Source organism: Phaeobacter sp. JH20_08, from assembly GCF_048056635.1.
Taxonomy (GTDB): domain Bacteria; phylum Pseudomonadota; class Alphaproteobacteria; order Rhodobacterales; family Rhodobacteraceae; genus Phaeobacter; species Phaeobacter bryozoorum.
The window spans coordinates 680,126-699,683 of record NZ_JAYMVV010000005.1; the positions used below are offsets into that span (position 1 = coordinate 680,126).

At 63.4% G+C, this 19,558-nt stretch carries 19 protein-coding genes and 2 tRNA genes; 12 read left to right on the forward strand and 9 right to left on the reverse strand.

Going from position 1 to position 19,558, the window contains the following annotated elements; all coding sequences use genetic code 11:
* Nucleotides 1–129: 129 nt before the first annotated feature.
* From VWY75_RS05240 to VWY75_RS05255, 4 genes are all read left to right on the forward strand, one after another.
* Nucleotides 130–633, forward strand: coding sequence for an EF-hand domain-containing protein (locus VWY75_RS05240; RefSeq protein ID WP_416539303.1), 504 nt, complete (start codon nt 130–132; stop codon nt 631–633).
* Between the two features lie 64 nt (nt 634–697).
* The gene (locus VWY75_RS05245; RefSeq protein ID WP_416539304.1) at nt 698–1,321 is read left to right on the forward strand and encodes an RNA polymerase sigma factor; all 624 of its coding nucleotides are present in this window, start codon (nt 698–700) and stop codon (nt 1,319–1,321) included.
* Nucleotides 1,314–1,790, forward strand: a complete 477-nt coding sequence (locus VWY75_RS05250; RefSeq protein ID WP_416539305.1) for a hypothetical protein — start codon at nt 1,314–1,316, stop codon at nt 1,788–1,790. The genes VWY75_RS05245 and VWY75_RS05250 overlap by 8 nt, the downstream gene beginning before the upstream one ends.
* Complete coding sequence (locus VWY75_RS05255; RefSeq protein ID WP_416534788.1) at nt 1,787–2,266, forward strand: periplasmic heavy metal sensor; 480 nt, start codon at nt 1,787–1,789, stop codon at nt 2,264–2,266. Before VWY75_RS05250 ends, VWY75_RS05255 begins: the two co-directional genes overlap by 4 nt.
* Nucleotides 2,267–2,584: 318 nt before the next feature.
* Here VWY75_RS05255 and VWY75_RS05260 read toward each other — a convergent pair whose 3' ends face one another.
* The gene (locus VWY75_RS05260; RefSeq protein WP_416539323.1) at nt 2,585–4,015 is read right to left on the reverse strand and encodes a diguanylate cyclase domain-containing protein; all 1,431 of its coding nucleotides are present in this window, start codon (nt 4,013–4,015) and stop codon (nt 2,585–2,587) included.
* Between the two features lie 115 nt (nt 4,016–4,130).
* On the opposite strand from VWY75_RS05260, the gene VWY75_RS05265 reads away from it, so the two are divergent.
* The 6 genes from VWY75_RS05265 (at nt 4,131) to VWY75_RS05290 (ending at nt 10,743) form a co-directional block, all read left to right on the forward strand.
* Entirely contained in the window at nt 4,131–4,415 is a 285-nt protein-coding gene (locus VWY75_RS05265; RefSeq protein ID WP_340544939.1) for a DUF3572 domain-containing protein, read from the forward strand.
* Between the two features lie 303 nt (nt 4,416–4,718).
* Nucleotides 4,719–5,408 (forward strand): HAD family hydrolase, encoded by a 690-nt coding sequence (locus VWY75_RS05270; RefSeq protein WP_416539306.1) that lies wholly within the window; start codon nt 4,719–4,721, stop codon nt 5,406–5,408.
* Between the two features lie 202 nt (nt 5,409–5,610).
* Nucleotides 5,611–7,170 carry a trimethylamine methyltransferase family protein gene (locus tag VWY75_RS05275; RefSeq protein ID WP_416534791.1) on the forward strand — a complete coding sequence of 520 codons (1,560 nt, stop codon included), beginning with the start codon at nt 5,611–5,613 and terminating at the stop codon, nt 7,168–7,170.
* 93 nt (nt 7,171–7,263) lie between these two features.
* Nucleotides 7,264–9,051 (forward strand): DUF4153 domain-containing protein, encoded by a 1,788-nt coding sequence (locus tag VWY75_RS05280; protein WP_416539307.1) that lies wholly within the window; start codon nt 7,264–7,266, stop codon nt 9,049–9,051.
* Nucleotides 9,052–9,145: 94 nt separating this feature from the next.
* The gene (locus VWY75_RS05285; protein ID WP_416534793.1) at nt 9,146–9,733 is read left to right on the forward strand and encodes a heme NO-binding domain-containing protein; all 588 of its coding nucleotides are present in this window, start codon (nt 9,146–9,148) and stop codon (nt 9,731–9,733) included.
* Nucleotides 9,733–10,743, forward strand: coding sequence for a diguanylate cyclase domain-containing protein (locus VWY75_RS05290; protein WP_416603364.1), 1,011 nt, complete (start codon nt 9,733–9,735; stop codon nt 10,741–10,743). The genes VWY75_RS05285 and VWY75_RS05290 overlap by 1 nt, the downstream gene beginning before the upstream one ends.
* A gap of 292 nt (nt 10,744–11,035) precedes the next feature.
* Here the strand turns inward: VWY75_RS05290 and VWY75_RS05295 are convergent.
* The 6 genes from VWY75_RS05295 to VWY75_RS05320 all read right to left on the reverse strand — a co-directional run bounded on the left by VWY75_RS05295 (nt 11,036) and on the right by VWY75_RS05320 (nt 16,425).
* Nucleotides 11,036–11,110 (reverse strand) — tRNA-Glu (locus VWY75_RS05295).
* A gap of 272 nt (nt 11,111–11,382) precedes the next feature.
* Nucleotides 11,383–11,457, reverse strand: a tRNA-Glu gene (locus VWY75_RS05300).
* A 134-nt stretch (nt 11,458–11,591) separates the two neighbouring features.
* Nucleotides 11,592–13,334, reverse strand: a complete 1,743-nt coding sequence (recJ, locus tag VWY75_RS05305) for a single-stranded-DNA-specific exonuclease RecJ (protein WP_416539308.1) — start codon at nt 13,332–13,334, stop codon at nt 11,592–11,594.
* Between the two features lie 143 nt (nt 13,335–13,477).
* Nucleotides 13,478–14,461: a class II fructose-bisphosphatase gene (glpX, locus tag VWY75_RS05310; protein WP_340544950.1), complete on the reverse strand. Its 984-nt coding sequence runs from the start codon at nt 14,459–14,461 to the stop codon at nt 13,478–13,480.
* Between the two features lie 133 nt (nt 14,462–14,594).
* Nucleotides 14,595–15,881, reverse strand: a complete 1,287-nt coding sequence (locus VWY75_RS05315) for a homoserine dehydrogenase (RefSeq protein ID WP_340544952.1) — start codon at nt 15,879–15,881, stop codon at nt 14,595–14,597.
* Between the two features lie 214 nt (nt 15,882–16,095).
* On the reverse strand, nt 16,096–16,425 hold the full coding sequence (locus VWY75_RS05320; RefSeq protein ID WP_416539309.1) for a hypothetical protein: 330 nt from the start codon (nt 16,423–16,425) through the stop codon (nt 16,096–16,098).
* 97 nt (nt 16,426–16,522) lie between these two features.
* On the opposite strand from VWY75_RS05320, the gene VWY75_RS05325 reads away from it, so the two are divergent.
* Complete coding sequence (locus VWY75_RS05325; RefSeq protein WP_340544955.1) at nt 16,523–17,140, forward strand: TetR/AcrR family transcriptional regulator; 618 nt, start codon at nt 16,523–16,525, stop codon at nt 17,138–17,140.
* A 62-nt stretch (nt 17,141–17,202) separates the two neighbouring features.
* Here VWY75_RS05325 and VWY75_RS05330 read toward each other — a convergent pair whose 3' ends face one another.
* Nucleotides 17,203–18,114, reverse strand: coding sequence for a pirin family protein (locus VWY75_RS05330; RefSeq protein WP_416539310.1), 912 nt, complete (start codon nt 18,112–18,114; stop codon nt 17,203–17,205).
* 236 nt (nt 18,115–18,350) lie between these two features.
* Between VWY75_RS05330 and VWY75_RS05335 the strand changes: the two genes are divergently transcribed.
* The gene (locus VWY75_RS05335) at nt 18,351–18,866 is read left to right on the forward strand and encodes a hypothetical protein (RefSeq protein ID WP_416539311.1); all 516 of its coding nucleotides are present in this window, start codon (nt 18,351–18,353) and stop codon (nt 18,864–18,866) included.
* Between the two features lie 90 nt (nt 18,867–18,956).
* Here VWY75_RS05335 and VWY75_RS05340 read toward each other — a convergent pair whose 3' ends face one another.
* Nucleotides 18,957–19,556: a TadE/TadG family type IV pilus assembly protein gene (locus tag VWY75_RS05340; RefSeq protein WP_340544960.1), complete on the reverse strand. Its 600-nt coding sequence runs from the start codon at nt 19,554–19,556 to the stop codon at nt 18,957–18,959.
* Between the last annotated feature and the right edge of the window lie 2 nt (nt 19,557–19,558).

Here is a 19,558-nt window from a genome sequence, read left to right on the forward strand (position 1 = left end):
TTCAGTGCAATGGACGGTTGAAACTTTCTGCGACGGTTTTGAAGTTTTTGCGACGGAACCCGGATGGGGCTGCGTTTTGTTTCTGTGATCGGCAGCATGGGGCTGCCTGCTGCAAGAGGACGCGCAGATATGAAGCATACCAATTTTATTGCCGCTGTTGTTGCTGTCGGAGCTCTGATCGGGGCCACCGGTGCGATCGCCAAACCGGGGTTTGCGGGCAAGGGCGGGCATGGTCCAAGCATGAGCTTTGAGGAGATGGACACCAATGGTGATGGTCAGGTCACCAGGAGCGAGATGGAAGGTCTGCGCGAGGCGCGCTTTGCTGCGGCGGATGCGGATGGCGATGGCAAGCTGACGCTGGCGGAGATGGAAAAGGCTGCCGAGGCCCGTGCCAAGACCCGTGCCGCAGCGATGCTGGAGCGGATGGACGCCAACAAGGATGGCGCGCTAAGCCTGGATGAGTTGCCGAAACCGCGCCGGATCGGAAAGATGTTTGACCGCGCCGATGCCAATGACGATGGTGCAATCAGCAAGGATGAATTCGAAGCTGCCCGGGCAAAGTTCCGTGACCGCCATGGCGCTGGTCACCGACCACGCGCCGGGGCGCAGGACAGCGGGACGGAACAGAACTGATCCGATACGAGAGGTGCATAATTCTGCCGATACCCTGCAGCGGGCCCGTGATGAGGGCCCGCTGATGTCACCGCCTGACGTCAAGGCGGCGGCTGATATGGGCGCTGTGGATGGTCCTGTGTTGGATGATCCCGATGGCGCCTTGCTGATCCGATTTGCGGCGGGCGACCGCGATGCGGCCGGTTTGCTGACCTCGCGGCTGGCGCCTCGGGCCTTAGGGGTCGCGATGCGGGTTCTGGGCAACCGGGCCGAGGCCGAGGATATCGCCCAGGAGGCAATGGTGCGTCTGTGGCGACAGGCGGAACATTGGGAACCCGGACGGGCGCGGCTGTCGACCTGGGTCTACCGTGTGGTGATGAACCTCTGTATCGATCACAAGCGCCGCCTGCGCGGCGGGCATGTGGATCTGGATGCGATACCCGATCCGCCCGATCCGTCGAAATCCGCCGCAGAGAAGATGCAGGATGGCGCGCGGCAGGATGCTTTGCAGGCCGCTTTGATGCAGCTGCCGGAGCGTCAGCGGCAGGCGGTGGTGCTGCGCCACATTGAGGATCTGCCGAACCCGGAAATTGCCGGGATCATGGACATCAGCGTCGAGGCGGTCGAAAGTCTGACCGCGCGGGGCAAGCGGGCGCTGGCGGCTCTTCTTGCCGGGCGGCGGGCTGAACTGGGGTATAGTGATGGTTGAAAAAACTGGAAAAACTGCGCCTGCGGATATGGGCGATGATGCGCTGCATGAGCTGGATCCGGCGGCGCTGGAAGCTGCGGAGCTGGTGCTGGACGATCTGTTTGCCGAGGCGCGAACCGCCGCACCGATGGCGCTGCCCCCGGCATTGGAGCGCGCGATCCTGAGCGATGCACAGGCGACGCAGGCGGCGATCCTGCAGCGCAGCGTGCCTGTGGAGGATCTGGCGGCTGAGCCCGCTGATATGCGCGACCGGATTTTTGCCGGGCTGCGGGATCTGTTGGCCGGGCTGGGCGGATGGCCTGCCCTAGGAGGCCTTAGCGTGGCGGGCGCGGCGGGGCTGTGGATCGGGCTGGCGCCGCCGTCGTTCCTGCCCGACCCGGTGAGCCTTGCCGGGCTGGAGATGAGTGAGGATGCGTTGCCGGATGACAGTTACGATCTGGCGATGGTGCTGAGCGAGGAGATGGAATGACCAACGAACCCCCCAGACCTGAGCGGCGTCGCTGGATGCGCTGGCTTCTGATTGCCTCTCTGGCGCTGAACCTGGTGATTGTCGGCATTGTGGGCGGGGCCGCCTGGCGGTTTGCGGGCGGCAGGGCCGCTGCCGGGATGCCACCGCCGGTGGGCGCGATATTGTTCCGGGATCTGGAGGTCGAGACCCGCCGCAGCCTGCGCAAAGCGGCAGAAGGCGAGCACGGCAGCTATCAGGGACGGCGCCAGGCCGAGGGGCGCAAGGTGGTGGATCTGCTGCGGGCCGACCCCTTTGATGCCGAGGCGCTGAGCGGAATGCTGGATGAACACGCCGAGCGGCGGCATGGGTTCCAGCGCTCGGTGCAGGCGGCCTGGCTGGATCAGGTGGTGGCGATGAGCCCGCTCGAACGGGCGGCCTATGCCGACAATCTGGAACAGCGGATCAAACATCCGCGTCGGCGCCGGTGGCCGCATTGAGCCATTGCTGCGCAGGCTAACAGGCATGAGGTGCGTATGACCGGGATATAGCACCTCGTCGAATTGCAGCCATACCAAACGGGGCAGTGAGAGGATCGCTGCCCCGTTTCATGTTTCTGGACCCTTTGGCTGCTCGGCCGGTCCTGCCTGCGTCTGTGCCAGTGGCCTGCCGGGTTGTCCCGGTCTGTGGCCGCTGGCGCCCATAACACTGTCCCGTGTCTGGTGGTCGTGGTCTGTGTCCTGCGCCGCGCCATGGTCCGCGCGGATATCTCTGAGCCGTTTGCCCCGCAAGAAGTCCCGGAGCCGTGGTGGACTGCGTCAGGCGGCAAGCTCCGCGAGCGAGACCTGATTGCGTCCGGCATGTTTGGCCGCGTAAAGCGCCCGGTCGGCATTGGTGATCAGGGCGCTGACGGCGCTGTCCTGATCCTGAGGCGACAGCGCGGTGCGGCTGTGCTGATCTGCCCGGGTCGATCGCCCGCCGATCACCGCACCGATGCTGATGGTCACATAGATCGGTGTCTCGACACCGGCGATGTGAAACGGCTTGCTGTTGATCCGGTTACAGAGATCGCTGGCGGCGGCCTCGGCCATGGCCTCGCCGATCGCGGGCATCACGATCATGAATTCCTCGCCGCCGATGCGGGCGAGCAGGTCTACCGGGCGCAGCGCGGTCTGCAGGCGCTTGGCCGCTTCGATCAGCACGGCGTCACCGACCGGGTGGCCGTAGAGATCATTGATCTGCTTGAAGTGGTCCAGATCGGCCAGCATGACGGCAAATGTCTCGCCGGTCTTGGCCGATGTCTGCGCGACGCGCTCCAGAAATGGCTTGGCATAGCGGCGGTTGAAGAGGCCGGTCATCGGGTCTTCGACGGCGGCGCGCAGCCCGTTGCGCAGATTGTCGCGCAGCTGGTCGATCCGCGCCTTGTTGCGCAGCTGGCTATCCAGTCGCAGCGCCAGTTCGGCGACATCGAACCCGGACTGGAGCACATCATGAGCGCCCCGGTCCAGAGCTTCTGCGGCGATGGCGGGATCGGCGGGGTGAACGACAGCGATGACGACGGATTTCCGGGTGGCGGCGCGGGCGCGCAGGTCGGCCAGCAGGCGCAGGCCCTGCGCCAGCGTATTGCGGCCGAGTTCGATCACGATCGCATCCGGCACCGGTTCGCGCATCAGCGGATGCACGGCGCTGAACTGGTGGTGGCACAGGTGGTAGGGAACCCGCGGCGCGAGCTGCGCCTGCCAGTAGACCGCAGTGGCGGTCTGTTCGGTGACCAGCGCGACATGGGCGCCGCCCAGACCGGCGCTGATATGCGGGCTGGACAGGGGAAGGGCATAGCCATGCGAGCCGCCCTGTTGCAGATGCAGCTCTTCCTGGGTGCTGCTGGCGCGCAGCAGGCTGCGGATGCGGGCCTGAAGCATGGTGTCGTCGAGCGGCTGGCACAGCACGTCGTCGATGCCGGCGCTGAGAGCGGCCAGACGGCGGTCGGCGTCGCTGTCGCGATCAATGGCGATCATCGGGATTTCGGCAAGCTGGTCATCTGCGGCCAGCGCCTGTTTCACATCCATCGCCTCGCCATCGGGCAGTGACATCGCGCTGAGGATCAGGTCGGGGCGGCAGCGTCTGGCGGTCTTGGCAATATCGGCGACCGTTTCGGCCTGAACCACCCGGTAATAGGCGGCGGACAGCTGGACCTTTAGCATGATCCGGTTGGTCGCAACCCCGTCGATTATGAGGATAGTGCCCTGCACGTGGTGCCCTTTCGCCCCTTGCATTGGAATTGACTCAAGTTTTAATGAGACTGGTTAACAAACCCTTTCGTATTTTCATCAATTTGACAGCGAAGTGTCAGGAATGTGTGCCCATATGCTATTTTCCGCCGATGCAGCCGAGACTTTGGGCTTAAAAGCGCTTGCCTGGCTGGCGGGCAATGATGAGTTGCTGCCGGTTTTTCTGGGCGCAACCGGAGCGAGCGAGGCGGATCTGCGCGATCAGGCCGCAAATCCCGAGTTTCTGGGGTCCGTCCTTGATTTTCTGACCATGGATGACGCCTGGGTCATGCAGTTCTGCGACAGTGTCGGGCTGGCCTATGATCAACCGATGCAGGCGCGGATGGCGTTGCCCGGCGGTTCGCAGGTGCATTGGACCTGAGCCACGCGGCAGGGACGCCCAGCCACGACTTCCAGCCGGGGCGGCAGGTCTGCAACGGCTGTGATGGCGGGAATGTGACGCTGACGTGCGCGGCCGGTGGGCGCGGTGTTGGTGTTAACGGGTTTGATTAACCTCTCTGAACCAGGCGATCTGGGCGGTGCTGCCGCGCTCTGGCGTGGGGCGTGGCAATCGCCTATGACTCGGGCGACGTCTCCGGCAGCCTGCGGGCAACCGTTCCGCGTCTGACCCGTTGCGCTGATGTCAGGGCGCGGGATGAAACAGAGCTTTGATCTAGGAGAGCCCATGCCCGTTGATGCCCTGTTGTTCGACAAGGACGGAACCCTGTTCGACTTTGCCGAGACCTGGAACCGCTGGACCCGGCGGATGCTGGAGCTGCTGTCGGACGGCGATGCCGAGCGGTTGCAGGCGATGGCGGCGGCGATAGATTTTGACCTGGAGACGGGAAAGATCCTGCCCAGCAGTCTGGTGATCGCCTCGACCAATCGACAGGTTGCCGAGGCTCTGGCGCCATATGTGTCGACGATGGATCTGGATGCGTTGGAGCGTTACATGGCTGAAAGCGCCGGGGCGGCAGAGCTTGCAGAGGCGGTGCCGCTGGCGGCCTTCCTTGATGATCTGCTGGCGCGGGGCAAGGTGCTTGGGGTGATGACCAATGATGCGGAACTCTCGGCCAAATCGCAGCTGAGCCGCGTCGGTGTGCTGGATCGCTTTGCCTTTGTGGCGGGGTTCGACAGCGGCCATGGCGCAAAGCCGGATGCCGATCCGCTGCTGGCCTTCTGCGCCGCCACCGGGATCGCACCTGAGCGGACGGCGATGGTGGGCGACAGCCTGCACGATCTGGAGGCCGGTGCGGCGGCGGGGATGCGACGGATCGCGGTTCTGACCGGCCTTGCCGGGGCCGCGGAGCTGGAAGCGCATGCCGATGTGGTCCTGCCGGATATTGGCCATATCCCGGCCTGGCTGGATCGCTGACCGGCGGTCAGGGTTTGACGGACTGGACACATATGCCCAGAATTATGTGTTCTGAGACGGTTTGGCGCTGAAAAGCGACAAAACCTGTCGGGAACAGGCATTCCTGCCCGGTGTGAACAGGGCCTGCTGAGAGACATGAGCCGGCGGTCGGGCGCATCTCAATGTGTCTGCTGCGGCTGGATGACAGCAGGGGAGGGCCGCCATGACATCCGAGACCAGATCCAGACGGCGCGGTGGTGGGCGCGCGGGGGCGGCTGCCCGGCGCGGCGATGCGGTGATCGAACAGATGCCCTGGTCGATTCCGCGCAACATCGACCGCCCGGTGGAACCGCTGGGGCCCGAGGGGGTTGCGGCGATCCATGATGGCGCGATGCGGATCCTGGAAGAGATCGGCATCGTGTTCCTCAACGATGAGGCGCTTGCGATCTTCAGGGAAGCGGGTTGCAAGGTGGTCGGCGACCGCGTGCATCTGGATCGTGAGTTCGTGATGGAGATGATCGCCAAGGCACCATCTGAGTTCACCATCACCCCGCGCAACCCGAACCATAGCCTGCCGGTGGGCGGCAATCACCTGCTGTTCGGCAATGTCTCCTCGCCACCGAACTACTGGGACATGTCGCTCAATGCGAAGGTGGCAGGCACCCGCGAGCAGTGCCAGAACCTGCTGAAGCTGACCCAGTATTTCAACTGCATTCATTTTGCCGGTGGTTACCCGGTGGAACCCGTGGATATCCATGCCTCGGTGCGGCATCTGGACGTGGTTTATGACAAGCTGACGCTGACTGACAAGGCGATGCACGCCTATTCGCTGGGCAAGGAGCGGGTCGAGGATGTGATGGAGATGGTGCGCATCGCCGCAGGGCTTACTCATGAGGAGTTCGAGGCCCGTCCGCATATGTATACCAACATCAACTCCACCTCGCCGCTGAAACATGATCAGCCGATGATCGACGGCTGTCTGCGGCTGGCGCGCCGTGGTCAGGCGATTGTTGTGACGCCCTTTACCCTGGCGGGGGCGATGGCGCCGGTGACCATGGCCGGTGCTGTTGCGCAATCCATCGCGGAGGCGCTGTCGGCCATTGCCCTGTTTCAATATGTGCGCCCGGGGACGCCCTGCGTGATCGGCACCTTTACCTCCAATGTGGATATGAAGTCCGGCGCCCCGGCCTTTGGCACGCCGGAATATATGCGCTCGACCCAGATGACCGGGCAGATGGCGCGCTACTATGGGCTGCCGATGCGATCCTCCGGTGTCTGCGCGGCGAATGTGCCTGATGGGCAGGCGATGTGGGAGACCTCCAATTCGCTCTGGGCGGCGGTGCAGTCCGGCACCAATATGGTCTATCACGCGGCGGGCTGGCTGGAAGGCGGGCTGATCGCCAGCCCCGAGAAATTCATCATGGATTGCGAAATTCTCCAGCAGATACAGCGCTATATGCAGCCTGAGATCATTGGGACCGGCCCTGAGGATATCGCGTTGGACGCCATTCGCGAGGTCGGGAACGACGGCCATTTCTTTGGCATCCAGCACACGCAGGACCGCTACAGCACCGCGTTTTACCAGCCCTATCTGAGCGACTGGCGCAATTACGAGGCCTGGGAGGCGGCAGGCGCCATCTGGACCCCGCAGCGCGCCCATAATCTGTTCAAGGAGATCATCGCCCGGTTTGAGGCTCCACCGCTGGATCCCGCTCTGCGCGAGGAGCTGGCGGAGTTTGTCGCGCGGCGAAAATCCGAGGGAGGTGCCCCGACGGACTTCTAATCCCGGTTGAGGGGAAGTTTCGCCTGTTCGGACCTCTGCCATTAATTGATGCGATTGTATAAATCAGGACGGTCTAACGAGAGAATCGCAACCATGACTGATCCGGATACCGCGACCTTGCTACGGGCCCGCTTGCCGATGGTGGCGTTGGGGGCTGGCAGCGGGTTTGCCTTCTGGCTGCTGGCGCGGTCCTGGGATCAGACGGTCCTGCCGGAGGCCGGGTTCCTGGCGGTATTTGCCTTTCTCTCCAGCTTTTGCGGTGCGGCGCTTGCGATGATTGGCCCGGTATCGCTGGCGCGGGCGCTGCGGGGGGCGCTGTGGATCGCGCTGCCGATCACGGGTCTGATGCTGCTGGCGGGAACGCGGTACGAGGTCGCAACAGGTCTCTTTGACAACGAAGTTCTGGTCCTGGTGGCCGTGGTGCTGGTGGCGATCGCCTGCCCCTTTGTTCTGTTGCGGATGTCGCAGCCGGGGCGCTGGATGCGTTTTGCTGATCTGTCGTCGGCCAGCTGGGGGATGCTGTTCCGCCTGTCCTGTGGCGCCGGGTTTGTTCTGGTGTTCTGGATCCTGGGATTCCTGTCCCATGCGCTTCTTGATCTGGTGAACATCACCCTGCTGGAGGATATCGCCGAGATCGACTGGCTGGCGCTGATGCTGAGCGGCGCTGTCTTTGGGCTGGGGCTGGCGGTGGTGCAGGATCTGGGTGGCAGCGGCGCGCCTCAGCTGCTGTTCCGGCTGCTCAGCCTGCTGTTGATCCCGGTGGCGCTGGTGGTCGGCCTGTTCCTGGCCGCTATCCCTGTGCAGGGGCTGTCCAGCGCCTTTGGCCAGCTGTCGTCGGCGGGAACCCTGATGGCGATGGCTCTTGTGATGATGATGCTGGTCTGCGTGGCGCTGACCTGGCAACAGCACCCGAGCGGGGTCAACGGGGCTGCCGCGCGCCTGCTGGCGGGTGCGCTGATGCTGGTGACCGGGCTTGCCGTATGGGCGGTGCTGATGCGCGTGCGGCAATATGGCTGGACCCCGGATCGGGTCTATGCGCTGTGGTTCGCGGCGGTCTTGCTGCTGCATGGGCTGGCCTATGGCGGCTGTGCCGTCTTTGGCGGGTCAGCGTGGCCCGGTCGGCTGCGCCGGGCGGCTGTTGGCCTTGCGCTGGTGACCGCGGCCGCCTTGGCCCTGATCCTGACACCGGTTGTGGATGCCGGGCGCATTGCCGCCAAGAGCCAGGTGGCGCGGGTGCTGGCGGGCGACGCTGATGCGGCGGAATTGCCCCTGTGGCAGATGGCGCATCGGTGGGGGACGGCCGGGCGCGACGGGCTGGAGCAGCTGGCGGCCTATGCCGAGGCCTCGGGCAACACGGATCTGACGACCCGGCTGCAAGAGGCGCGCAGTGCCGCGACCTATTGGGAACTGGCGGCGGATGTGCAGGATGTCACCGATGATCTGCGCCGGGACCTGCTGGAGGTGATGCCGGTGCAGCCAGCCGGAGCGGTGCCGACTCCTGAGGATTTCAGGGGGCTGAGACGTTATCAGCTGGTCCGCTGGATCCGGGGCTGTAAACAGCTGTTGCCGGATGGCGCCGCCGGATGTGTGCTGGTTCGCGGGCCACTCGGGGTGAGTGCTGATGCGGCCGACGATCAGGCGCTGCTGTTGTTCAGAGAGGGCCGCAACGGTGCCCAGCTTGAGAGTCTGGCCCTGCGGTTTGGCCCGGATGGGGCCGAGATGCTGGGCAGCGTTCTGCTTGGAGAGGCGGCCCGGACAGAGCAGACCATAGCGCAGGTCGAGGCCCTGCTGGCGGCGGCGCAGGCGGGTCGTTTCGAAATCTCGCCCGCGCGGCAAAATACGTTGAAATTGGGCGATTTGGAGGTTCTGATAACCCCCTGATCGACGGTTGAGGGAAAACCGTAGCAATTTTAATTGTTGGCCCTTTATTAACCAGGCTGGGCCAAAAGTAGAGACATGTAGCAAGGGGCCAGTGATGCACGGTCTGATCAACAGGGCATTCCAGGCGTTTGTCAGCACCACCTTCGGAACGGAGAGCTGGCAGGCGATTATGGATTCGGCAGAGCTCGGCTTCAGCGAGTTCGAAGCCATGCTCACCTACACGGATGAACAATCCCAGACCATGCTGCGCACCGCCGAAGAGCTACTGAGGCGTCCGCTGCCTGAAATGCTTGAGGATATGGGCACGTTTCTGGTGTCGAACCCGCAGCTGGAGTCGCTGCGCAGATTGCTGCGGTTTGGCGGGGTTAACTATGTGGAATTCCTGCATTCTCTGGACGATCTGCCGGATCGTGCGCGGCTTGCGGTATCGGATCTGAACCTGCCCGGACTGGAACTGATCGAACAGGCACCGGGGCAATTCGAACTGCATTGCCAGCCGGGTTTGCCGGGCTATGCCCATGTTTTGATGGGCGTGCTTCGGGCGATGGCGGATGACTACGGCGATCTGGTCTTCCTTGACCACTCCGGCACGCAGGACAATGCCGAGGTGATATCGATCACATTGGTCGAAACCGAATTTGCCGAAGGCCGGGCCTTCGATCTTGGGGCCCATTCGCTATGATGCTGAGCATGCAGGAAATCTCCTCCATCGCCAATGAAATCTGCCCGATGCATGTGGTCATTAACCATGACGGTCGGATTACCGGGGTCGGAGCGACGCTGCGAAAGCTGCGCCCGGATACGGAATGGCTGGGCAGCAGGTTCTTTCGGATCTTTGATCTGGCGCGGCCGCGCCGGGTGCGCTCGACCGAGGATCTGATGAAGACGGCAGGGGCCAAACTGCACCTCAATTTCCGCGATGCGCCGCAGACCGGCCTGAAGGGGGTTCTGGCACCGTTTCCAGAGGGGAAGGGTGGGTTCATCAACCTGTCTTTTGGTATTTCCGTGCTTGAGGCCGTGCGTGATTATGACCTGACCAGCGCCGATTTCTCCCCCACCGATCTGACCATCGAGATGCTCTATCTGGTTGAGGCCAAATCGGCCGCGATGGAGGCGTCACGCCAGCTGAACCTGCGCCTGCAGGGGGCAAAAATCGCCGCCGAGGAACAGGCCTTCACTGATACGCTGACCGGGGTCAAGAACCGCCGCGCGATGGATCATATCCTCAACCGGCTGATTGCCTCGGGCCGGGATTTCTCGTTGATGCATGTGGATCTGGATTTCTTCAAAGAGGTCAACGACACGCTTGGTCACGCCGCCGGCGATACCGTGCTACAGCGGGTGGCAAAGCTTATGGTGCAATGTACCCGCCAGAACGACACCGTTGCCCGGGTCGGCGGGGATGAGTTTGTTCTGATCTTCGAGGGGCTTATTGACCGGATCCAATTGTCGGGCATCGCGCGCCGTCTGATCGCCAGCATTGAAGAGCCGATCCCTTTTGGCGACAAGACCTGCAAGATCTCGGCAAGCGCAGGCACCGCGCTTTCTACGATGTTTTCTGCCGGGCTGGATGCCGCGACACTGCTCAATCAGGCCGATGTGGCGCTCTATGCGGCGAAAAACGCCGGGCGCGCGCGCCATTTCTTTTACCAGCCGGGTATGGAAGACAAAGACACCGTCAAGCCGATTTAAGCGGCTGTTCCGAGGCGGCGCGACCTGCGCGCGGCCTTCAGGCGTCTGATGCTCCCTGCGGCCTGATTTCGCGACCGGCGAGTTGGACCTGTCTCATCGGCAGACGTCGCTGGAGGCGCATCGGAGGCAGTTTTTCAGATGGATTTGCCAGATCACCCGTTGCGCAGGGGCTCAGCATCTGCGGGGAAAACGGGTGATATATTCGAGACCCGGATACCCTTTGAACCCACCAACAGGACCAATCGGATCTCAAGCGCGTAGGGATCTCGAAGCAAAATCGGGGGAGATACAGTGGCAGCCCGTAGGGGAATCGAACCCCTCTTTCCAGGTTGAAAACCTGGCGTCCTAACCGATAGACGAACGGGCCACTTGGTCTGTGAGGGGGTGTTTACTGAGTACGCTGCCCCGGTGCAAGAGGGATTTTCACAAGAAGACCAGTTTTTTTCCAAATCGCAAAAATCTCTGCAAGCTTCTGAAAAACCTCAGAATATAATCAGAGCTTTTCGGATTTATTCGAACGGGCCGTTTGCCGGTGTTGCAAGGGAACATGACGGCGGGAGACCCGCAGACAGGCAAGGCAGATGCGCAAAAGGCAACAGGGGCGTCACGACCAACAGGGATATGCAAGGGGAGGAAAAGTGGCAGCCCGTAGGGGAATCGAACCCCTCTTTCCAGGTTGAAAACCTGGCGTCCTAACCGATAGACGAACGGGCCACTTGGTGTGAGCGGGTGTTTAGTGGCTCAGGCCGGAAGCCGCAAGCCAAAAAACACCGGCATCGCGATTTATTTTGTCCCCGCCAAAAGCTGGAGATTGTTGTGCTCTCCCTGGCTCTGCTGGCGGCGCGCGGTCAGGCCTCTGCCGCATCCTCCAGTCGCAGCTGCACCGACTGTCGGCCGCCCCAGGTGTTGATTTCAAGGCGCCCGGCAAAATGGAACCGCGCGCCGCCGTGGTCCAGCAGGCGCTGTCCCAATGGAGTGTCAAAGGCACCAAAGCAGATGGCGTCAATCCCGCTGCTCAGCCCGTCGCTGAGCGAGAGTTTCAGATGGCTTTCACCAACCCGTTTGGCAAAGCGTACCTGCAGATCGGGGAACCCGTAGCGCGGGGCCGGTGCGCCCGCGCCGAAGGGGCCCGCCAGTTCAATCTGTTCGATCAGCGATACCGTGGCGGCGCCTGGCATCAGCATTCCGTCGAGCTTCAGGTCGCTGGGCCCCAGATCACCGGCGCCTTGCTTCGCAAGCAGCTCGCTCAGCCGTGCCATGGCGGGCTCCAGCTGGTCGCGCGCGACAGTCAGACCAGCGGCCATCTTGTGACCGCCGCCCTTGATCAGCAGCCCTTCGGCGGCGACCCGCTGGATCGCGGCGCCAAGGTCGATGCCGCTGACAGAGCGGCCCGACCCCTTGCCCTCGTCGCCGTCAAGGCCGATGACAATGGCGGGGCGACCTGCGGCTTCCTTCAGGCGCGAGGCGACAATGCCGACAACGCCCGGATGCCAGCCCTCGCCTGCGGCCCAGACCAGCGGTGCATCCAGTCCGCGCACCTCCGCCTGTTCCAGCGCCGCGGCGCGAACGGCGTTTTCAATATCACGACGCTCGGTGTTCAGCTCATCCAGCCGGGCCGCGATTGCCTCGGCCTCGGCAGGATTCGTGGTCGCCAGCAGGCGCGCGCCCAGATCGGCCTTGCCGATGCGGCCACCTGCATTGACCCGAGGCCCAAGCAGGAAGCCGAGGTGATAGGTCGAAGGGGCCGAATCCATCCGCGAGACATCGGCCAGCGCCACCAGGCCGGGGCGCTGGCGGGCGGCCATCACCTTCAGCCCCTGACGGACCAGCGCCCGGTTGGCCTCGATCAGCGGCGCCACGTCCGCAACGGTGGCCAGCGCCACCAGATCCAGCAGCGCCATCAGGTCCGGCCCGGTGCCAAGTCCCTTGTCGCGCATCTGGCGGCGCAGCTCGACCAGCATCAGGAACACCACACCCGCGGCGCAGAAATAGCCCAGATCGCCGTCCTCATCCTGACGGTTGGGGTTCACCACCGCCACGCAGTCGGGAAGGGTTTCGCCGCCCAGATGGTGGTCCAGAACCACCACATCGGCGCCTTTGGCGGCGGCAATCGGGCCGTGAGACAGCGTGCCGCAATCGACGCAGACGATCAGATCGTGATCCCGCGCCAGGGCGGCCATCGCCTCGTCATTGGGGCCATAGCCTTCGTCGATGCGGTCCGGGACATAGAGCGTGGCGCTCAGGCCGACCTGGTTCAGCCAGACCAGAAGCAGTGCGGCAGAAGACCCGCCATCCACATCATAGTCGGCAAAGACCGCAATCCGCTCGCGCCGCTCCACCGCCTGCAGAAACCGGGCGGCGGCCTTTTCCATATCTTTCATCCGGCGCGGATCCGGCAGCAGCTCCTTCAGCTGCGGGGTCAGAAAGCCGCTGGCCTCATGCGCCGGGACGCCGCGCCGGGCCAGCACCTGACAGACGGCCGGGGGCAGGTTGGTCTGCTGTTCCATCATTTCGGCGGCGCGGGCGGTGTCCACGTCGGGACCGATCCAGCGACGACCGGTGAGCGAGGTCTCAACTCCCAGAAAGTTCATATCTGCGCCCCTTTCCTGCGTGCCCGCCCCTAGTCCGATACCGGGGCTGACCATGGCAAAGGCCGGATCTGCGCGGACCCGGCCTTTCACCTTTCTTCAAATACTCAAATCCCGACCGGTGCTGCAAGCCGCACGGTCAGAGCTTACTGATGCGCGCTCAGCGGAGTGCGATAGCTCATCCGGCGGACCGAGCCTGTCTTGGATCGCATCAGCAAGGTGGTGGTCTCAACCCAGCCCGGCTGGCGCTTGATCGACGGCAGCAGCGAACCGCCGGTGACGCCGGTCGCGGCAAAGATCACATCGCTGGTCACCATTTCATCACGGCTGTAGACCCGGTCCAGATCGGTGATGCCAGCCTTGGCGGCGCGGGCTTTCTCATCGTCGTTGCGGAACAGAAGACGGCCAAAGATCTGCCCGCCCATACATTTCAGCGCAGCGGCGGCCAGTACGCCCTCAGGCGCGCCACCCTGGCCCATATACATGTCGATGCCGGTGATCTCGCTTTCGGCGCAATGCATGACGCCCGCAACGTCACCATCGGTGATCAGGCGGATCGAGGCCCCGGTTTCGCGGACCTCGGCGATCATGGCCTCATGACGCGGCCGTTCCAGAATGCAGACGGTGATGTCGCCGGGCGCGCAGTTCTTTGCCTTGGCGAGGGCTTCGACCCGTTCACGCGGGCTCATGTCGAGGGAGACGACATTCTCGGGCAGGCCCGGGCCGACAGCCAGCTTGTCCATATAGGTGTCCGGTGCGTGTAGCATGGAGCCGCGCGGTCCCATGGCAATGACGGTCAGCGCATTGGGCATGTCCTTGGCGGTCAGCGTGGTGCCTTCCAGCGGGTCCAGAGCGATATCGACGCCGGGGCCATTGCCGGTGCCGACTTCCTCGCCGATATAAAGCATCGGCGCCTCGTCACGCTCGCCTTCGCCGATGACCACGACACCTGCGATGTCCAGCAGGTTCAGCTGCTCGCGCATGGCGTTGACGGCGGCCTGATCGGCGGCTTTCTCATCGCCGCGACCGATCAGCGGTGCCGAGGCCAGAGCGGCCTGTTCGGCCACACGGGCCAGGCCGAGCGACAGCAGGCGGTCGTTGAATGCGGCGTCGTTGGTGTCAGAAGTCATAGCCAATGTCCTATCTCAATCCCGGGTCGGTGCCGTCGCATACCCTGCATCTGGCAGCGCGGGCAAGGGCAGTTGGCGGTAACGGCGCGCTGCAATCGACGCCGCTACCGGTGTTTTTCTGCGTTTGGGCCTGTCAGACCTCTTCAATCCGCAGGGCAACGGGTTCGCTTGCCACCACATCGGTCTTGGCGAGGTCTTCCAGCGCGGTCTGCAGGGTGCTGGAGGTGCATTTGTGGGTGACGATCAGCACAGGAGCGGTCGGTTCGGTATGGCCGTATTGGCGCATCCGGTCGATCGAGATGCCGGCATTGCCGAGGGCCGCCGCCACCTTGGCCAGCGCGCCGGGTTTGTCCAGCAGCGCCAGGCGCAGGTAATGCGGTGCGGCCAGGCTGGTGCGGGCGGCGGGGGCATCCTCCAGCGAGGTGGCAGGCTGACCAAAGGTGGCCAGACGAGTGCCACGGGCCAGATCGCAGATATCGCCCAGGACCGCGCTGGCGGTTGGGCCCTCGCCGGCGCCGGGGCCGCGCAGAACGATCTGTTCAACTGCGTCACCTTCGATCACGACCATATTGGTGCCGCCTTCCAGCTGGCCAAGCGGTGAATCCGCCGGCACCAGACAGGGGGTCATGCGCTGTTCCAACCCACGCCCGGTGCGCTGTGCAACGCCGAGAAGCTTGATGCGGTAGCCCATGTCGGCGGCGTGGCGGATATCATCCAGGCTGATGCGCTGGATGCCTTCCAGCTGCACGTCGTCGAAGGCGGGCTTGGTGCCGAAGGCGATGGCCGAAAGGATCGCAAGCTTGTGCCCGGCATCAATGCCGCCCACATCAAGGTTCGGATCGGCCTCAAGGTAGCCCAGGCGGCCGCATTCCTCGAACAGGGCATTGTAGCCCTGACCGGTGGCTTCCATCTGGGTCAGGATGTAGTTGCAGGTGCCGTTCATCACGCCCATGACGCGGGTGATCTGATTACCGGCCAGACCTTCGGTCAGGGATTTGATCACCGGAATGCCGCCGGCCACAGCGGCCTCGAAACGGATCACGCGGCCTGCGGCCTCGGCCTGTTCGGCCAAAGCCTGACCGTGGATCGCCAGGAGCGCCTTATTGGCGGTGACCACATCCTTGCCCGCCGCCAGCGCGGCCTCGGTGGCGGCCTTTGCGGCGCCTTCATGGCCGCCCATCAGCTCGACAAAGACATCCACATCGTCGCGGGTTGCCAGCGCCACGGGATCGGTTTCCCAGGCGTAGTCGCCGAGCGGGACGCCGCGATCCTTGCTTGCGTCGCGCGCCGAAACCGCGGTGATCTCGATGCGGCGTCCGGTGCGGGCCTCCAGCATGGCCGCCTGCCGACGGACGATCTTGACCACGCCGGTGCCAACCGTGCCCAAACCTGCGATACCAAGGCGAAGCGGCTCTGTCATAGCTGGGGATCCTTTAATTCCGAAAAGACGTCTCCCCGCCTTAGCGGGTTCGGCGCAGCGGTGCAACGGCAGCAGCGGCTCCGGGCGGACAATTCCGAAGAGCGGGTTTTGGCGGCAGCAATGCAGCCGCATGAGACGGAACAGCAGGGGCTGGGACCAGCGCGGAGGATCCACGCGCAGGGGCATCTCGACCGGCGACCAAGGCAGGTGTCGCTTAGGGCTGGGCTGCGCGCAGCGCATCGGCGCGGGCCTGAAGGCGGGCAGCGCGGGCCTCCAGCGTCTGCTCGAGCGCTTTGCTCTCCTCGGCGGGGGGCGTCTCGGGGTTCAGGGCCTGCTCCAGCGGAACAAGGGCCGGATAATCGGCACCGCGCAGGTCTGGGGTCAGCCGGTCTTCCAGCTCCGGCACCCGCGCGCAGCCGCAGAGCAGCACGGCCGCGGTCAGCAAGGTCAGGCGCATGGTGGTCCCGTGGCTGATCCATGCCGCCCGCTCGTTATCAGTTGCGGGCATCTGCGGCCGGTTCTCGGGCTCTGCGGTCAACTGCATCAAAACCATCCTTGTTCGCTGTTCCCTTGATGCACATATTGGTGAAAAGGCACAAGCGGGGCTTTTATCTGAACATCTGTTCAGATATTGTTGAGGCATGGCACGTACCCAAGGTTCACATTCCGATATCACAGGCCCACGCATCCGTGCCGCCGCCCTGCAGCTGTTTGCCCAGCATGGGTATGCGGCTGTTTCAATGCGCCAGATCGCATCAGAAGTCGGGGTGCAGGCGGGGGCGCTCTATAACTATACACCAGACAAGCAGAGCCTGCTGTTCAGCCTGATGGAAGGTCACATGACCGAGCTGTTGCAGGCCTGGCAGGATCAGCGCAGCCCCGATCAGGCGGTTACAACCGGCAGTGCCGAGGACCATGTGGTGGCGCGGCTTGAGGCCTTTACCCGGTTTCACATTCGCTTTCACCTAGAACGGCCCGATGCGGTGTTCATCGCCTATATGGAGCTGAGAAACCTGTCAGAGGACAATTTCGCAGCCATCGAATCCCTGCGCCGCGAATATGAAAATACACTGGAGACCATCTTGAAGGATGGCGTGCGGCTGGGGGTGTTTCACATCCCCGATACCAAGATCGCGACGCTGGCGGTGATTGCGATGCTGAACGGTGTGATGACCTGGTATCGCAGCGGTGGACGTTTGTCGCTGGATGAGGTCGAGGCGATTTACTGGGATATGGTGCAGAAATCCGTGCGCGCCTGACAGCCCAACAGCGGGCGCGACGCTGTTGGCGCCGCACCCGCCGGGGCGGTGATGTTTGAGGTCTAATGCGCCGGACGGATAAAGCTGCCGTTGCGCAGATCCCTGAAGGCCTGGCGCAGCTCTTCCTGGGTGTTCATCACGATCGGGCCGTGCCAGGCCACGGGTTCCTCGATCGGCGCGCCTGAGATCAGCAGGAAGCGTATGCCATCGGGGCCTGCCTGCACGGTAATTTCCTCGCCGCTGCCAAAACGCACCAATGTGCGATCCCCTGACATGTCGCGGATATGCAGCTCTTCGCCTGCGACCTCTTTTTCCAGCAGGACCCCCTGTGGCGGGGCGGCATCGACAAAAGCGCCCTGACCGGCAAAGACATAGGCAAAGGCCCGTCGATAGGTGTCGATGGAGAAGGTCTTTTTCACGCCGGGCGGCACCGAGACATCCAGATACTGCGGGTCGGCGGCAATTCCGTCCACCGGGCCGCGCTTGCCCCAGAATTCGCCCACGATGACCTTTACGCGGGTGCCGTCATCGTCGATGACCTCGGGAATGTCCTTGGCGGTGATGTCCTGATAGCGCGGCGCCGTCATCTTCTGGCTGGCGGGAAGATTGCCCCAGAGCTGGAAGCCGTGCATCTGACCCTTTGCGTTGCCCTTTGGCATTTCCTGATGCAGGATGCCTGACCCTGCGGTCATCCACTGCACGTCACCTGCGCCCAGGACACCGTTGTTGCCGAGTGAGTCGCCATGCTGAACGGTGCCGTCCAGAACATAGGTGATGGTCTCGATCCCGCGGTGCGGATGCCAGGGAAACCCCGCTTCGAAATCCGCAGGGTGGTCATTGCGGAAGTCGTCAAACAGCAGGAACGGGTCCAGTTCACTTGGGTCGTGGAAGCCGAAAGCGCGATGCAGTTTGACGCCTGCGCCCTCCAGCGCCGGAGTGGCGGGGCGGGTCTCTAGGATAGGGCGGATCGACATGGCGGGTCTCCGGTTGCTGATTGCTCCGTCATAGATAGGCCTGTGCGAGTGTGTCGAAAAGCCCTTCCGGTTAACGGCTGATGTGCGGGAGCGCACAGCCGCAGTCGGTACTGCCCCTGGTGCAGCGGTGCCGCGACAACAGGGGGGCTATGCGGTCAGACGCAATCAGGGTACATCCGCCCGGACCGACCCCATGATGCAGGCGGGGTGCGACGAACAGGCTGAGGGAGCAGGTGATGGGCGAGATGACTGGATCGGGCGAGATGAGCGATGAGATTTTGGCAACCGTCAATGCCTCGGCGCCGCGACGGCTGCTGGCGACAGTGATGCTGGTCGTGGTGGGGGCGCTGGTGATCTATGTTGCACTGGCCACGCCGCCTGCCGCGCATTGGCTGGTGTTCCTGCTGGCCATCGGCGGTTTCTGCCTGTGGCTGGCGATGCGTCTGTGGCAGGCGACAGCGTTGCGGATCGAGCTGACAGAACAGGTGCTGCGTAGCTCTGACGGGGCAGTGATCGCCGAGGTCGCAGATGTCGTCGCGGTGGACCGCGGCGTATTTGCGTTCAAGCCGTCAAACGGGTTTCTGATCCGCACCGCCTCAAAGGGCGACCGCATCTGGCGGCCCGGGCTATGGTGGCGGTTGGGACATCGCATTGGCATTGGGGGTGTGACGCCGGGGGCGCAGAGCAAATCCATGGCCGAGATCCTCGCCATCATGATTGCACGGCGTGAGGCGGGACAACCACAGGTCTGAGCCCGAATTTGTTCGACGAACATAGTAAGGCGCCACCGTTACCGGAGGCGCCTTTGTTGTTCGATCCACTCTTGGGTGGTCCGTAGGGTGTCAGTCTGTTGGCGGTGTGCTGTCGTCATGGCCGCCGCCGCTGCCATCCTGACCTTCGAATTTTACCTGTGGTGCAAAGCGGGGTCGGGTGAAGACGAAATTCTCGATGTCCATGGCTGGCAGGCCGATGTTGAACGCAGGGTCGATGTCGTTGCGGGTTTCCACCAGAATGACCCGCTCCTGATCGGGCATGTTTGGCAGGTTGGCTTTTACCTGCTGGATCGTGGCGTCCTGCCATTCCGCGAACTGTCCGCCGCGCACCTTGGACCAGTCAACGTAGTAGCGGTTGTCCGTCTCGTCCCAGCGGATCACCGAAATCCGCAGGGAGATCGACGAATCCACGCGGATCAGCAGCTTGGCCAGCTCGTGCATACTGTCGATATAGTCCTCGTTGAGCGTGGAGGTCTCCCGCGAGATGAGGTCCGAGATCGTATAGGCGGCCTTGAGGTTCACACCTTCCTGCCGGAAAGCATCGAAATAGGTGTAGATCGCCGCAAAGACACCGAGCAGCAGTGGCATGTAAAAGGCGAATTCCACCGAGACGGAACCGTCGGTCTCTCGCTTGTAGCGGCGAAACAGGGCGCGGATATTGGTCAACATGG

Bases quoted from the DNA above. Each gene is read 5' to 3' on its own strand.
- VWY75_RS05270 (WP_416539306.1), top strand. From the start codon at position 4,719: ATGCCCGTTGATGCCCTGTTGTTCGACAAGGACGGAACCCTGTTCGAC.
- VWY75_RS05265 (WP_340544939.1), top strand. From the start codon at position 4,131: ATGCTATTTTCCGCCGATGCAGCCGAGACTTTGGGCTTAAAAGCGCTT.
- recJ (WP_416539308.1), bottom strand. From the start codon at position 13,334: ATGAACTTTCTGGGAGTTGAGACCTCGCTCACCGGTCGTCGCTGGATC.
- VWY75_RS05245 (WP_416539304.1), top strand. From the start codon at position 698: ATGTCACCGCCTGACGTCAAGGCGGCGGCTGATATGGGCGCTGTGGAT.
- VWY75_RS05285 (WP_416534793.1), top strand. From the start codon at position 9,146: ATGCACGGTCTGATCAACAGGGCATTCCAGGCGTTTGTCAGCACCACC.
- VWY75_RS05335 (WP_416539311.1), top strand. From the start codon at position 18,351: ATGGGCGAGATGACTGGATCGGGCGAGATGAGCGATGAGATTTTGGCA.
- glpX (WP_340544950.1), bottom strand. From the start codon at position 14,461: ATGACTTCTGACACCAACGACGCCGCATTCAACGACCGCCTGCTGTCG.
- VWY75_RS05320 (WP_416539309.1), bottom strand. From the start codon at position 16,425: ATGCAGTTGACCGCAGAGCCCGAGAACCGGCCGCAGATGCCCGCAACT.
- VWY75_RS05280 (WP_416539307.1), top strand. From the start codon at position 7,264: ATGACTGATCCGGATACCGCGACCTTGCTACGGGCCCGCTTGCCGATG.
- VWY75_RS05330 (WP_416539310.1), bottom strand. From the start codon at position 18,114: ATGTCGATCCGCCCTATCCTAGAGACCCGCCCCGCCACTCCGGCGCTG.
- VWY75_RS05240 (WP_416539303.1), top strand. From the start codon at position 130: ATGAAGCATACCAATTTTATTGCCGCTGTTGTTGCTGTCGGAGCTCTG.
- VWY75_RS05325 (WP_340544955.1), top strand. From the start codon at position 16,523: ATGGCACGTACCCAAGGTTCACATTCCGATATCACAGGCCCACGCATC.
- VWY75_RS05315 (WP_340544952.1), bottom strand. From the start codon at position 15,881: ATGACAGAGCCGCTTCGCCTTGGTATCGCAGGTTTGGGCACGGTTGGC.
- VWY75_RS05250 (WP_416539305.1), top strand. From the start codon at position 1,314: ATGGTTGAAAAAACTGGAAAAACTGCGCCTGCGGATATGGGCGATGAT.
- VWY75_RS05255 (WP_416534788.1), top strand. From the start codon at position 1,787: ATGACCAACGAACCCCCCAGACCTGAGCGGCGTCGCTGGATGCGCTGG.
- VWY75_RS05275 (WP_416534791.1), top strand. From the start codon at position 5,611: ATGACATCCGAGACCAGATCCAGACGGCGCGGTGGTGGGCGCGCGGGG.
- VWY75_RS05290 (WP_416603364.1), top strand. From the start codon at position 9,733: ATGCTGAGCATGCAGGAAATCTCCTCCATCGCCAATGAAATCTGCCCG.
- VWY75_RS05340 (WP_340544960.1), bottom strand. From the start codon at position 19,556: ATGTTGACCAATATCCGCGCCCTGTTTCGCCGCTACAAGCGAGAGACC.